Here is a 14,431-nt window from a genome sequence, read left to right on the forward strand (position 1 = left end):
CAATGGGAAATGGCAAGATGAACAGATTATCAGTGAGCATTTGATCAAAAAAGCTACAATCCCATTAGTTCCGAACGTAAACTAGGGCTATATGTGGTGGACCAAAAAAGTGGATTGGTCATCGTGGCCCGATGGTTGGAGCCTTCAAAAATTGGGGGCGTAAAGCAGGTGTACAAGGCTTTTTAAAATATTTTTATGTCAAGTTCTTGATTGAACAAGATTCAATATTAATAAGTTGCATATTTGTCATAATAGGAACCTCTTTGTTAAATCTATACTTTCAATAATTATATTCAAATGGTAAAATCTTTCTTCACGAGAGTAGTCTCGAGTGATTGCATTGATGTTTGCACTCAGGTTATTAGGGTCCAAGTTTTTATTCAGTTCTGAATTTATCTTTAAGGTTATATTATCATTTAAGTCTTCAGTTTTTTCAAAAAGTTTTTCATTGTTAGATCTTGGAAGATATTGCCAATAATTATATAACAATTCGCTTTCGAAAAAGGATAAAATGTGATATTTATCTTGAGGCCAACCCTCAAGAAACAAGTCTTCAAAAAAGTCATTTAACTCTTGTAAGCTTGCGGTTTTGTTTTTCATTTTGCGATAAAAATTATTGTCTGATAATTTTAAGGTTACCATAAAAATCAAACTTATTGGCAAAATCATACTTCTTTTGTCTAAAGATTTCAAGCTAACAGAAATATGGCCTAAAATTTTTTCCATTTTTCTCAATGAAATGTTTAAGGAATTCTGAATACTTTCTAAAAATAGAATAGTATAGTCCAAGTCATATTGATACCCATGGATCCCTTTTCGGTTGCCAAAAAAGTCCTTTAATCCATAATTATCTACAAGAAACTTTATGTATCTCTTATTATCAGGTTTAGGTATTGAATACTCTAAGTCTATAAATCGTCTTAGATATTCGTTGGAATCTATATTTTCACTACCATAAGCACCACAAATAGCATGTCCAAGTTGTTCCTTATCAATGGATAGGACAAAAACTATCCCATTTACATTGAAAAGATGTTTTATCTTTTCAAGTACTTTTACTGAATAATCAGGTCTACACCTGTCTAATTCATCTATGAAAAAGATTAATGGCTTATCATTATCTATTTCCTCTAAATATTCTTTAAGTGAACTCCGGAATGCTTCTATTCCTTTTTTCTTTTCTTCATATTGTTCTAGATTCTTATGTAATGAATCCAGGGAATAATCTCCAAAAGCTCCTATCATTAGTTCAACTGCTTTATCACCGGTAGCTTTGCCAACAGCATGCTTTAGAAGCTCAATTCCAGCCCCTTTTAATACGGGAAGTGCATTTTTTAAAACTTTCTTAAATTTTTCTCTACCCTGACTTTCAAATTGTCTTAATTCTGATAGTAATGCAATAATAACCTCTTCCTGAAAATCATTATTCCAAGCATTAAAGTAAATTGTCTCAAACCCTTCGTTTTTCAAAGACTGTTTCCACATTTTTAAAAATGTGGTTTTACCAGTTCCCCATTCATTATTGATTGCAAGAACAAAACCGTCACTATAGTTTGAAACAACATTAGTAAGTACAGAGGCGTATTTCCCTCTTTCTAGAAGGCAATTTAAGAAAGGGTCTGTTGTTCCATCTTTTGGGATGTCAATTTCCCTACTTTTTAAAGAATTTGCCATTTAAGATTAGTGTTAGTCTTTTAAAGATATGAATCTCTTAACTAAACTATAAAGAAAGGACAGAATTATTGAAAGGCTCCAAAGCCTTCAGCGCCTTATCCACACTAGTGATTTTATCAAAAACCAACAATAATCGAAGCCCGTTCCGCGTCTGTTTTTCCTTGAGTTTTACCAGTTGCGGATGTGTTTGCGCATATTGCAATATTTGAGTAAACACCGCACTTTGGTAAAAGCTGGATTGCTGGTCGGCAATAAAGTAACCGATGAACTTATCCTTTTTCATAATGACTTTTTCCAAACCAATATGCGTGGCGATCCATTTAATACGAACGGAATTCATCAAATCCAGGGCAGGTTCTGGTAACTCCCCAAAACGGTCCACCAGTTGTGCTTCAAACTTTTGAAGGCCTTCCTCATCCTCTACATCGTTCAATTGGGTATAGAGGTTCAGGCGCTCGGTAATATTGTTGATGTAATCATCTGGGAACAACAATTCAAAATCCGTGTCGAGTTGCATCTCCTTAACGTATACTTTTTCCTTGTCGCCTTCCACTTCATCATATAATTCCTTGAACTCATTTTCCTTAAGTTCATCAATCGCCTCGGACAGTATTTTTTGATAGGTCTCAAACCCGATTTCATTGATGAAACCACTCTGCTCCCCTCCCAACAGGTCTCCCGCTCCACGAATTTCCAAATCCTTCATTGCAATATTGAAACCACTTCCCAAATCCGTGAATTGTTCCAGGGCCTCGATACGTTTGCGAGCTTCGGTGGTCATCACTTCGTACGGAGGGGTAATGAAGTAACAGAATGCTTTTTTGTTGCTTCGGCCCACACGACCGCGCATCTGGTGGAGATCGCTCAGCCCAAAATTATTGGCATTGTGAATGAAAATGGTATTGGCGTTGGTCACATCCAGGCCACTTTCAATAATGGTGGTGGAAACCAATACATCAAACTCCCCGTTCATAAAGGAAAGCATCAAGGACTCCAATTTTTTTCCTTCCATTTGTCCGTGGCCGATTCCAATTTTGGCATCGGGCACCAAACGTTGGATCATCCCTGCCACCTCCTTGATGTTCTCAATACGGTTATGGATAAAGAACACCTGTCCACCTCTTTGGATTTCGTAGGACACCGCATCGCGGATAATATCTTCGTTCAACCGAATGACCTGACTTTCGATAGGGTATCGATTGGGTGGCGGTGTGTTGATGACCGAAAGGTCCCGAGCGGCCATCAAACTGAATTGGAGGGTCCTCGGGATAGGGGTGGCCGTTAAGGTAAGCACATCCACATTTTCTTTGATGGAACGCAGTTTTTCCTTGACCGAAACCCCGAATTTTTGCTCTTCGTCCACAATCAGTAGTCCCAAATCCTTGAACTGAACGTTTTTGTTCACCAGTTGATGGGTACCGATGATGATGTCGATTTTACCAGCGCCTAAGCGCTCCAATACATCCTTTTTCTCTTTGGCGGTACGGAAACGGTTGAGGTAATCCACCGTTACGGGCATTTCCTTTAAACGTTCCCTGAACGTTCTGTTGTGCTGAAAGGCCAAAATGGTGGTCGGTACCAAAACAGCGACTTGTTTACCGTTGTCCACGGCCTTGAATGCGGCCCGAATGGCAACCTCTGTTTTTCCGAAACCAACATCGCCGCAGATCAAGCGGTCCATTGGGCGTTCACTCTCCATATCCTTCTTGACCTCTTGGGTGCTCTTTTCTTGGTCAGGGGTGTCCTCGTAGATAAATGAAGCCTCCAGTTCGTGTTGTAGGTAGCTGTCGGGAGCGTACTGAAACCCTTTTTCCAATCGACGCTTGGCGTAGACTTTGATAAGGTCGAAGGCAATTTTTTTGACCCTTGCCTTGGTTTTTTGCTTCAGTTTTTTCCAGGCAGCGGAACCCAACTTGAAGATTTTCGGGGGGGCACCGTCCTTGCCATTGTATTTGGATATTTTGTGCAGCGAGTGGATGCTGACGTAGAGAATATCCCGGTCGCCATAGATCAGTTTGATGGCTTCCTGTTTTTTGCCCTCCACATCGATTTTTTGCAGTCCGCCGAACTTACCGATACCATGATCAATGTGCGTCACATAGTCCCCAATTTCCAGTTTGTTGAGATCCTTCAGTGTGATGGCCTGCTTTTTGGCATAGCCATTCTTTAAATGGAACTTGTGGTAACGTTCAAAAATTTGATGATCTGAGTAGCAGGCAATTTTTAAATCTTGATCTACAAACCCTTGGAACAACGGAAAAATGATGGTTTGGTAGTGCACCGTCTGATCCACTTCATCAAAAATGTCGTGAAAACGCTTGGCCTGCTGCTCTGTGGAACAGAAAATATAGTTGCTGTAACCCGCATCCCGATTTTCGTTGAGGTTTTCAATGAGCAGGTCAAACTTTTTATTGAAGGAAGGTTGTGGTCTGGTGTTGAATTGGATTTCGTTACCCTGAACTTGTTTCAGGGTCTCACTCGAAACTCCGATGTGAATACACAAATAATCATTCAACTGCTCTTTCAGCAAAGCCGAATCCAAAAACAATTCCTTGGGTTGGGCGTGTTTGATTTCTTTGCTCAACTTATCAAAACTTTCCTTTGCTTTTTCAAAAAAGGAATCGATGCGGTCGTAAATCAGCGCAGGATTTTTGGCAAAGACCACCGTTTTATCTGAAATATATTTTAAGAAACTTTCCCGTATTTCCTCCGTGAACTTATTTTCCACGTTCGGAATAATCGTGATTTTCTTCACTTTATCCGTGGAGAGTTGTGTTTCCACATCAAAAGTTCGAATACTTTCCACTTCATCCCCAAAAAACTCGATCCGGTAAGGCTCATCGTGCGAGAAGGAGAAAACATCCACAATACCGCCTCGAACCGAAAATTCTCCAGGCTCGGTCACAAAGTCCACTCGCTTGAACTGATATTCAAATAACACTTCGTTCAAAAAGTCCAACGAAATTTCGTCGCCGATCTTTATCTTTTGCGTGTTCTTGTCCAGTTCCTTTCGCGTGACCACTTTTTCAAAAAGCGCATCGGGATAGGTAACAATTACGGCAGGTTTTTTTCTGGAATTGATGCGGTTGAGCACTTCGGCACGTAGCAACACGTTGGCATTGTCCGTTTCTTCAATTTGATAGGGCCTACGATAACTTCCAGGGTAAAAAAGCACATCTTTTTCTCCGATTAACTGCTCCAGATCGTTCAAGTGATAGGCAGCTTCCTCTTTGTCGTTCAGAATCAATAGAAATGGAGATTCAGCTGATTTGAAAGCTTCTGAAATCACAAAGGAAAGTGAAGAGCCCACAAGTCCTTTGATGTTGATTTTACGTGAGGCTTGGGCGTCGTTGTGTTGAGTTTGGGCAATCCTGTCCCTCAGTTTCCCAAGTTGGGGAGACTGTTCAAAAAGTTGGGAAATCGGGGTTTTGGTCAATCCAAAAAACTTTGCGGCAAAGATAGACCGCGAAAAGTTTTACTAAAAATGTTTTTTGGGGTTTCTTTTCGTCATACCGAACTTGTTTCAGCATCCCACTTATAGGTAATCGTGTTAATCGGCAGTGTCATTTCGAGCGGAGTCGAGGGGGCAGTCGAGACATCTAAACCTTAATAACACTGTTCTCCACAATGGCATATACCTCGTCTGAATCCTTAGGGTCGAGGGAATGGGTTCCTGTAAATTGACCGAATGCGGGAAGAATCATTTGATTTACAGATTTGAAAAAACAGGGCAACTTGATGCGTTCCCGGCCAAAACCTCTCAGTTTTATGGACGGATGTATGTGTCCGCAAAAGGTAAAATACCCTTTGCGTTCCTCGGGATGATGAGTCAATAGGAAAGAATCAATGACCAACTCTGAAAATATGGAAACCACTAGTTTCTCAAATTTTTCTGGGGCAATGATGTCGTGGTTGCCCGCTACCAAAAGTATTTCGGCAGGTGTCTTTGCCACCCAATTTTCAAACAATTCCCACTCCTTGTTCAACGATGAATGAAAGAGGTCGCCCAAAAAACAGATTTGAAAAGGTTGAAAATCGGACACGATTTTATCGAGTAGCAAAAAGTTTTGGTGAATGGCCTTTCTCGGAACGGCCGCTCCGAACTTTCTGAAGTGGGATACCTTGCCCAAATGTACATCACTGATCAGCAAGAGTGATTTCTCTTCCCAAAATAACCCGCCCAAAGGGTGGAGTTGAAATTTTTGGTTGTGTATTTGAATATTTTGCACCATTAATATCAGATACCGCAAAGGTAGTTCAATTGTTATTTCGAACCGAGCGAAGCAAGTGTGAGAAATCAAGTTTTAGATTTCTCAATCGTCGTTACCCTCCTCATATCGAAATGACCTTCTTGCGTCATGCTGAACCTGTTTCAGTATCCCTGTCGGATGAGATTCCGTGGCGGGGCACGGAATGACAAGAGGCTTGGGTTCGATGGTTATTTGGTCAACTTGGCCATCATTCGTTGAATACGGTCCGCCAATTTTTCGTTGGACAGTTTTTCCCGTAACCTATCGGTGATAATGGGGAAGGAGAGGGGCGTGGGTTGCGAACATTGTTTCCATACGATTTCTTGTTGTGCGATTCGCTCCAAGGCCAAACGCATACGACCTTCTTCCAATTGGTGCTCAAAGGTTTCGGTGTAGGCTTGCTGATAGAGTAAATTATCATCCTCAAAATCACGAAAAACATCAAATAACAATTCCGAACTGCTTTGCAGGTGTTTCATTTTGATGCCTTTTTCGGGATAGCCCGTAAAAACCATACCGCTGATAACGGCAATATCACGGAATTTTCTACGTGCCATTTCGTTGGAGTTTAAACTTTTTTGAAGGTCGGACAACATATATTCGGGTGTAAAAAGGTTGTTGTCCAAAATTTCCTGAATGTCAATTTCCCTGTCTGATAGCAATTCAAAACCATAATCGTTGAATGCAAGGGAACAGGTTATTGGTGCCAGCAAGCTGATACGATAGGCCAACAGGCTGCTCATTCCCTCATGGATGGCCCTGCCCTCGAAGGGGTAGAACATATGGTGGTAGCCATCGCGGGTCTTGAAGGTTTCAATCAAAAATTGATGGGGCTGTGGCACAATGCTTTCTTCTCGTTGTTTGGCAAACATGGGATTCAATGCCTGGATTTCTTCCGACTGTTCCGAAAACTCCAACTCGGCGGTATACAGCTCTTGACGCAACAGTTCCGACATCTTTGCGGAGAAGCTCAAACGTCCACCCATCCAACTGGGCACTTTATTGGTCCTTTTTTTGGAGTTGCGTACATGGGCCGCCATTCCCTTGATCCTTATAAATTCCAGGTTTCGACCAGCGAAGGTAAAAACATCGCCCGGACTTAACTTGGAGATGAAGTATTCCTCGATACTGCCAATGTATCCTCCTTTTTGATAGCGCACAGAAATAGTGGCGTCGCCCACTATGGTGCCAATCTGAAAACGATGCCGCATGGCCACCGCCCTGCTGTTCACTTTAAATTTGCCATCTTCTTCGACCTCTACTTTTTTGTATTCGTCGTAGCTCTTCAGACTTTGACTGCCCATCACCAAAAAATTAAGCAGCCATTGCCATTGTTCCTCGGTCAAGGTTTGGTAGCAAAATGTTTGTTTGATCTCGGGGTAGATCTCATCAGGATAAAACCCATCGGAAACGGCCAAGGTGGTCAAATATTGGATAAGTACGTCAAAGCTGTTCAAATAGGGGATGCGGTCTTCCACAGCGCTGTTCAACACCGCTTTTTGCATGGCCGAAGCTTCGACCAATTCTATGGCATGGGTGGGTAAAAAATGAATCACACTTTCCTTGCCCGGTCTGTGGCCACTGCGCCCAGCTCTTTGTAAAAAACGGGCTACGCCTTTTGGACCGCCGATTTGGATTACCGTTTCCACAGGTGCAAAATCCACTCCCAGGTCTAGGCTCGATGTGCAGACCACTGCTTTTAGACTTTCGTTACGGATGGCCTGTTCCACCCAAAGACGGGTTTCTTTGTTGATGCTTCCATGGTGCATGGCCATTTCCCCGGCAAATTCCGGATACTTCTCCAGTATTTTCTGAAACCAAATCTCACATTGGCTTCGGGTGTTGGTAAAGAGCAAGGTGGTTTTACTGTTATTGATGATGGGTACCACCTGATCCAAAAGGTGCAGCCCCAAATGTCCGCGCCAAGGAAAGGTTTCCATTTCCTTAGGAACAATACTTTTTACCGTGATTTTTTTATTGAGGTTGGCCTTGACCAAAACCGAATTTTCCAGTTCCGGCGATGTTGGGCCCAACAAGACTTCCCGGGCTTGTTCCAGATTCCCAATGGTGGCCGATATGCCCCAAATTCGTAACTCCTTGCAGATGGTTTTTAATCGGGAAAGCCCCAATTCCATTTGAACGCCCCGCTTGGTACCCAAAAGTTCGTGCCACTCATCCACAACAACGGCGGAACAGTCCTTGAAGGTTTTTTCGTAACCTTTGGAGGATAGCAACAACTGTAAACTCTCTGGAGTTGTGATCAATAGGTCGGGCATATGGGTACGCATTTTTGCCCGTTCTTTTGCCGAGGTATCCCCTGTACGAATTCCAACGGTCATTTGTGTTTCCAAATCTTGGGTGATGCGCTCCGCCGATTGTTTTATTTCTTGTGAAAGCGCTCGCAATGGGGTAATCCAGATCGCTTTCAGCCCTTTTTTGTGTTTAATCTTATAATCGGGATGGTTTTTGATGTAATTGAGCACGATCGGAAACCAAAGCGCATAGGTTTTTCCGCTTCCCGTGGGGGCATTCAAAAGGCCGTGTTTGCCATCCAAAAAGGCGTTCCAACTCTCTTCCTGAAAGGGAAAGGGTTTCCAATTTTGTTCTTTGAACCAATTTTCGGCAATATGAAACAATTCAGAATCTTGCAGGGCTGTAGTGCTTTGGATTGAAAAATACGAATTTCTTTATTGGGTTTGTACCCACTATTTTGTGATAAGATTTATATTTGTGCCACAAAATTTGAGATATGCCGATTTTAGATCTATACGAGCACGGAGACCATAAGAAGAATTTGGCCCATTTTGCCACATTGGCAAGTTTGGCTGCGGTGGATGGGGAAATCAATCCGAAGGAGATGGCCGTTTTGGAAAAATTTGCCTTCAAACTCAATATCAGCGAGGATGAATTCAAGGTGGTCATGAAGAAGGAGAACAAATATCCCATCGAGACTCCGCACAGTGGCGAGAAAAGATACAAAAGGCTATTTGAATTTTTCCAGATTATCTTCTCTGACCACGATATCGATGATGAAGAGCGTAAGATTGTGGAAAAGTATGCCGTGGGCCTTGGTTTTTCCCCAAAGTCGGCTGCAGAGATCATCGATAAATCCATAAAGATCTTTACGGGTAACATCCCATTTGAGGATTACCATGAATTGGTAAAGCGGGAAGGCTAGGACCTCGCCATAAATTCTTCCGCTTTTTCCACCATTTTTTTACTTCCGCAGAAAAAAGGAACACGTTCGTGCAACTCGGTTGGTTGTATGTCCATAATGCGCTGGTAGCCATCACTTGCCTTGCCATTGGCCTGTTCGGCCAAAAAGGCCATTGGATTGCACTCGTACAATAGGCGAAGTTTACCATTTTGGGCTTTGCTACTTTTGGGATACATATAAATACCTCCCTTGATCATATTACGATGAAAATCGGAGACCAATGAACCGATATATCTTGAGGTGTACGGTCTGTCCCCTTCTTCCATTTGGCAGTACTTGATGTAATCCTTCACTCCTTGCGGAAAATGGATATAGTTTCCTTCATTTACAGAGTAGATTTGACCTGTTTCTGGAAATTGCATATTGGGATGGGATAGGTAAAAGGTCCCCAAAGCGGGATTCAGTGTAAAGCCATTTACCCCATGTCCCGTGGTGTACACGTACATCGTGGAAGTGCCATAAATGATGTAGCCCGCGGCAATCTGGTTTTTGCCCGGTTGCAGGAAATCTTCCAAAGTTACCGGTGTTCCAACAGGCGTAACCCTTCTGTAGATGGAAAAAATGGTGCCCACCGACACGTTCACATCAATATTGGATGAACCATCCAGAGGATCTATCAAAACCACATATTTGTTTTGATGCTGCTTGTCAAAACTGTTGATACTGATAAAATCGTCTTCCTCTTCCGAAGCGATTCCACAAACGATCTCACGGTTCTTCAAAGTTTGAATGAACTTTTCATTGGCCAGAACATCCAATTTTTGTTGGTTTTCCCCTTGAATATTGGTTTCGCCTGCGGCGCCAATGATGTCCACAAGCCCGGCTTTGTTCACTTCGTGATTCACTACTTTTGCGGCCAAACGGATACCGTTAAGCAATCTTGAAAGTTCCCCGGAAGTGTATTGAAATGATTCTTGGTTGGCGATGATGAACTCGCCCATGGTTAGTCGTTGTTTGTCAAACATTGGGAAAGACTGTTTTATTTGAGGACAAATATCGGGCATTTTGTGAAACTACAACGTTTTCGAAGGACTTTAATTGTGTAATTTTATAACTTTGAGTTTTATTTGTAACAATTATGGAATATACGATCAGAGAGGCCCAACAAGAAGATATGGAACAAGTGTTGAACTTGGTTCAAGAACTGGCCAATTATGAGAAAGAACCCGATGCTGTTGAAATTACCAAGGACGATTTGGTAAAACACGGATTTGGCGAAGAGAGGATGTTCCATTGTTTTGTTGCCGATACTCCAGACGGCATCGCGGGCATAGCCTTGGTCTATTCAAGGTATTCCACATGGAAAGGTCCGGCGATCCATTTGGAGGATTTGATCGTGTCCGAAAGAATGAGGGGAAGTGGCTTGGGAACAGCTTTGCTGGATGAGGTGGTCAAGTACGGAGCTGGTTTGGGCGTAAAGCGTATTTGCTGGGAAGTATTGGATTGGAACGAACCCGCCATCGAGTTTTATGAAAAGAAAGGGGCCAACGTTCTAAGGGATTGGGATGTGGTTCAATTGGATGAAAAAGGAATTAAAAATTATATGGAGAGCCTCAACTAGGCATCCAAAAGAATAGCATACATACATGAGGGTATTTAAGTTTGGAGGAGCATCGGTCAAAGATGCAGATGCGGTCAAAAATGTAGTGAACGTTTTACAGGAGGTGGGTTACCAAGATACTTTGGTAGTGATTTCCGCCATGGGCAAAACCACCAATGCCATGGAAAAGGTGGTGGAATCCTATTTTAACGATAAAGATGAGGTAAATGCCTCAATTCAAGAGGTAATTGATTATCACCATGGGATATTGTCCGATCTTTTCCCAAACCAAAATCACCCCGTTTATGCAAAAGTGAAGGTCCTTTTTGAAGAGGTCAAAGGTTTTTTGGCTTGGAACAAATCGCCCAAATATGCTTTTGTATATGACCAAGTGGTCTGTTATGGAGAATTATTGTCCACCACCATCGTAAGTGCCTATCTGAATGAAATTGGCATCTCCAACGAGTGGTTGGATGTCAGGACACTTATTAAAACGGATAATACCAACCGAGACGCCCAAGTGAATTGGGAGCGTACACAGCAAGAAGTTGTTTCCCTAGTGGACGTGTCGAAATTGAACATTACCCAAGGATTTTTGGGTAGTGACGACAATAACTTTACCACGACATTGGGTAGGGAGGGCTCCGACTATTCCGCTGCGATTTTGGCCTATTGCCTCAATGCGGAATCCGTAACCATTTGGAAAGACGTCCCCGGGGTATTGAATGCCGACCCCAGAAACTTTGAAAATGCCCAATTGTTGGATAAGATATCATACCGTGAGGCCATTGAACTTGCGTTTTACGGAGCTTCGGTAATTCACCCTAAGACACTACAGCCATTGCAACGTAAGGAAATACCTTTGAAAGTAAAGTCGTTCGTCAATCCCAGGGACAAAGGGACCACGGTGGGCAAAGGGAATGGCATTGAGCCGAAAGTCCCCTGTTTTATCGTGAAGAAGAACCAGGTGTTGCTAAAATTGTCTTCTCTTGACTTTTCTTTTATCGTGGAGGATAACATCAGTGAAATCTTCAAGCTGTTCCATGATCATCGATTAAAAGTGGACCTTATACAGAATTCGGCCATTAGTTTTTCGGTTTGTTTGGATAATAAGTTCCGTGGATTACCACCTTTGTTGGATGAACTCAAAAGAAAGTTCAAAGTGGTGTGCCATGAGGATGTTTCCTTGTACACTATCCGCCATTTTAACGATGAATCGGTCAAAACCCTTCAAAACGGAAAGTCCGTGTTGGTCGAGCAAAGAGGTAAGGAAACGGTTCAATTGGTTGTAAAATAAGGCCTTAGTCTTAATATTTAGGTAAAAGGACCTCTTGGGTTTATTTTCTATCTTTACAGGTACCTAAACACAATTTCTATGGGCTTGGTTTCTGCTAAGGAGGTGGCGAAAGTCATCCATCTGGACAAATATGGCTTTTTGGGCACTTTTGTAGGATGGCTTTTAATGGTAGCCACTAGAATTAGTACCATCAATAGATTTTACGATAAAAATAAAGACCTTTCAGGTCCCGAATTCCTCGATTCCATACTTGATCATTACGAGATCAACTTCGAAATACCTGAGGAGGATATCAAACGCTTGCCCAAATCCGGACCTTACATTACCATCAGTAATCATCCATTGGGGGGTATAGACGGTGTTCTGTTGCTAAAATTATTGCTGAACGAACGACCCGATTATAAAATAATCGCCAACTTTCTATTGCATCGTATTGAGCCGTTAAAGCCTTATATAATGCCCGTGAACCCTTTTGAAAACCATAAGGATGCCAAGAGCAGCATTGTTGGTTTTAAAAATGCGTTGCAACATTTAAGGGATGGTCATCCCTTGGGTATTTTTCCTGCAGGCGAAGTTTCTACCTATCGCGATGGAAAACTGGTGGTGGACCGCCCTTGGGAAGAAGCGGCCATAAAATTGATTCGTAAGGCGGAAGTTCCCGTTGTGCCCATATATTTTCACGCCCGCAATAGCAGGTTGTTTTACCGTTTATCCAAAATAGATGATGTGTTCCGAACGGCCAAGTTGCCTTCTGAGCTTACTTCGCAGAGCCGCCGACCGATTAAGGTTCGAATCGGTCAGCCTATTTCGGTCGCTACACAAAACGAGGAACAATCTTTAGAAGGTTTTGCGGAACTGCTTCGTAAAAAAACTTATTTATTGGCCAATGCGTTTGAGAAGGAACGTTTTTTGGATAAGGTGCCCACTTCGCTCAAGATTCCGAAGCCACCGAAAAAGATAGCCACTGCCATCAGCAAAGAAGTGTTGAACGGGGAAATTGAAAAGCTCCGGGAAAAGGACTGCAGGATGTTGCAAAGCAAGAACTACGAAGTGTTTTTGGCCCAGGCCAAGGACATGCCGTTTTGCTTGAACGAAATCGGTCGTCAACGCGAGCTTACTTTTAGGGAAGTAGGAGAGGGGACCAATAACGCCATTGACTTGGATAAGTTCGATTCCTATTATCATCATTTGTTCTTGTGGGATGACGATTCCAAGGCCATCGTAGGTGCCTATCGGATGGGATTGGGTTCTGAAATCTTCAAAAAATATGGTATCGATGGTTTTTACCTGCAGGATCTGTTCCGATTTGAGCCCGAGCTTTACGGCATGATGGAGAAATCCATTGAAATGGGCAGGGCATATATTGTGAAGGAATATCAGCAAAAACCCATGCCATTGTTCCTGCTTTGGAAGGGCATTGTACATACCACTTTAAGGCATCCCGAACACCGATATTTGATTGGGGGAGTGAGCATCAGTAATCAATTCTCCAATTTTTCCAAGTCACTGATGATTGAGTTCATGAAGTCCAATTATTGGGATCCTTACGTGGCGCAATACATTCGACCCAAAAAAGAGTTTAAGGTAAAGCTTAAGGACGGCGACAAAGAGTTTGTATTCGATGAAACACAGGCCGACTTGAACAAATTCGATAAACTGATAAGCGAAGTGGAACCCGGAAGCTTACGATTGCCTGTTTTAATTAAAAAATACATCAAACAAAACGCCAAAGTGGTGGCTTTCAATGTAGATCCTCTATTCAACAACTCTGTGGACGGGTTAATGTATATCCGAATTGCGGACCTGCCTGAAAGTACTGTCAAACCTGTTATGGAAGAATTCCAGGCAGAGTTGGAACGTAAAGTGGCGGAGGGTAACGGAGCTACAGAATCGGATTAATCGATGCCGACCTTGCTGCTTCGTTTTTCAAAGAGGAGATTGTCTTTCCAAACGCCATGGATTTTGCCCACACGCTCTCGTTTGCCAATGTAGCGGAAGCCCATTTTTTCATGCAGTTTAATGCTCCCCATATTTTCTGGGAAGATACCCGATTGTATGGTCCAAAAACCAGCCTTTTCACTTTTATCGATTAAATGCCGCATCAATAGTTTGCCAACGCCTTTGCCACGACTTTTATCTGAAATGTAAACGCTGACTTCACCGACACCACCATATACACAACGACTGGATACTGGGGACAATGCTGCCCACCCCATGATTTCCCCATCGTTTTCCGCGATCAACCGACACTCCTTGGTATGTGCTTTGTCCCAATGTTCGTAGGTGGGTGCTTTGGTCTCAAAAGTGGCAAAACCCGTAGCGATTCCTTCCAAATAGATGCGGGCTACTTCTTCCCAATCGGATGGTTTCATGTCTCTGATAACCATTCTTGAAGTTTTATTTATTGTAATATTACGATTAATATGCATCAAAAAAAGCCAGAGATATCCTCT

At 42.5% G+C, this 14,431-nt stretch carries 10 protein-coding genes; 4 read left to right on the forward strand and 6 right to left on the reverse strand.

Annotated features, from left to right (window positions below):
• Nucleotides 1-246: 246 nt before the first annotated feature.
• The 4 genes from EO132_RS06650 to EO132_RS06665 form a co-directional block, all read right to left on the reverse strand.
• The gene (locus EO132_RS06650; RefSeq protein WP_127137137.1) at nucleotides 247-1,674 is read right to left on the reverse strand and encodes a KAP family P-loop NTPase fold protein; all 1,428 of its coding nucleotides are present in this window, start codon (nucleotides 1,672-1,674) and stop codon (nucleotides 247-249) included.
• A gap of 46 nt (nucleotides 1,675-1,720) precedes the next feature.
• Nucleotides 1,721-5,110, reverse strand: a complete 3,390-nt coding sequence (gene mfd / locus EO132_RS06655; RefSeq protein WP_127137138.1) for a transcription-repair coupling factor — start codon at nucleotides 5,108-5,110, stop codon at nucleotides 1,721-1,723.
• Between the two features lie 163 nt (nucleotides 5,111-5,273).
• Nucleotides 5,274-5,906, reverse strand: a complete 633-nt coding sequence (gene pdeM / locus EO132_RS06660) for a ligase-associated DNA damage response endonuclease PdeM (protein WP_127137139.1) — start codon at nucleotides 5,904-5,906, stop codon at nucleotides 5,274-5,276.
• Nucleotides 5,907-6,112: 206 nt separating this feature from the next.
• A complete protein-coding gene (locus EO132_RS06665; RefSeq protein ID WP_127137140.1) occupies nucleotides 6,113-8,575 on the reverse strand; it encodes a ligase-associated DNA damage response DEXH box helicase in 2,463 nt (820 codons plus the stop codon).
• A gap of 98 nt (nucleotides 8,576-8,673) precedes the next feature.
• On the opposite strand from EO132_RS06665, the gene EO132_RS06670 reads away from it, so the two are divergent.
• A complete protein-coding gene (locus tag EO132_RS06670) occupies nucleotides 8,674-9,102 on the forward strand; it encodes a tellurite resistance TerB family protein (protein WP_127137141.1) in 429 nt (142 codons plus the stop codon).
• Here the strand turns inward: EO132_RS06670 and fbp are convergent.
• On the reverse strand, nucleotides 9,099-10,106 hold the full coding sequence (fbp, locus tag EO132_RS06675) for a class 1 fructose-bisphosphatase (RefSeq protein ID WP_127137142.1): 1,008 nt from the start codon (nucleotides 10,104-10,106) through the stop codon (nucleotides 9,099-9,101). The genes EO132_RS06670 and fbp overlap by 4 nt on opposite strands.
• A gap of 113 nt (nucleotides 10,107-10,219) precedes the next feature.
• Between fbp and EO132_RS06680 the strand changes: the two genes are divergently transcribed.
• The 3 genes from EO132_RS06680 to EO132_RS06690 all read left to right on the forward strand — a co-directional run bounded on the left by EO132_RS06680 (nucleotide 10,220) and on the right by EO132_RS06690 (nucleotide 13,877).
• Entirely contained in the window at nucleotides 10,220-10,702 is a 483-nt protein-coding gene (locus EO132_RS06680; RefSeq protein ID WP_127137143.1) for a GNAT family N-acetyltransferase, read from the forward strand.
• A 25-nt stretch (nucleotides 10,703-10,727) separates the two neighbouring features.
• The gene (locus tag EO132_RS06685; RefSeq protein ID WP_127137144.1) at nucleotides 10,728-11,978 is read left to right on the forward strand and encodes an aspartate kinase; all 1,251 of its coding nucleotides are present in this window, start codon (nucleotides 10,728-10,730) and stop codon (nucleotides 11,976-11,978) included.
• A gap of 78 nt (nucleotides 11,979-12,056) precedes the next feature.
• Complete coding sequence (locus tag EO132_RS06690) at nucleotides 12,057-13,877, forward strand: GNAT family N-acyltransferase (protein WP_127137145.1); 1,821 nt, start codon at nucleotides 12,057-12,059, stop codon at nucleotides 13,875-13,877.
• On the opposite strand, the gene EO132_RS06695 is transcribed toward EO132_RS06690, so the two are convergent.
• Nucleotides 13,874-14,365, reverse strand: coding sequence for a GNAT family N-acetyltransferase (locus EO132_RS06695; RefSeq protein WP_127137146.1), 492 nt, complete (start codon nucleotides 14,363-14,365; stop codon nucleotides 13,874-13,876). The two genes, EO132_RS06690 and EO132_RS06695, sit on opposite strands and share 4 nt — an antisense overlap.
• Between the last annotated feature and the right edge of the window lie 66 nt (nucleotides 14,366-14,431).

It is taken from the genome of Flagellimonas oceanensis (genome assembly GCF_003992595.1).
In the GTDB taxonomy this organism is placed as follows: Bacteria; Bacteroidota; Bacteroidia; order Flavobacteriales; family Flavobacteriaceae; genus Flagellimonas; species Flagellimonas oceanensis.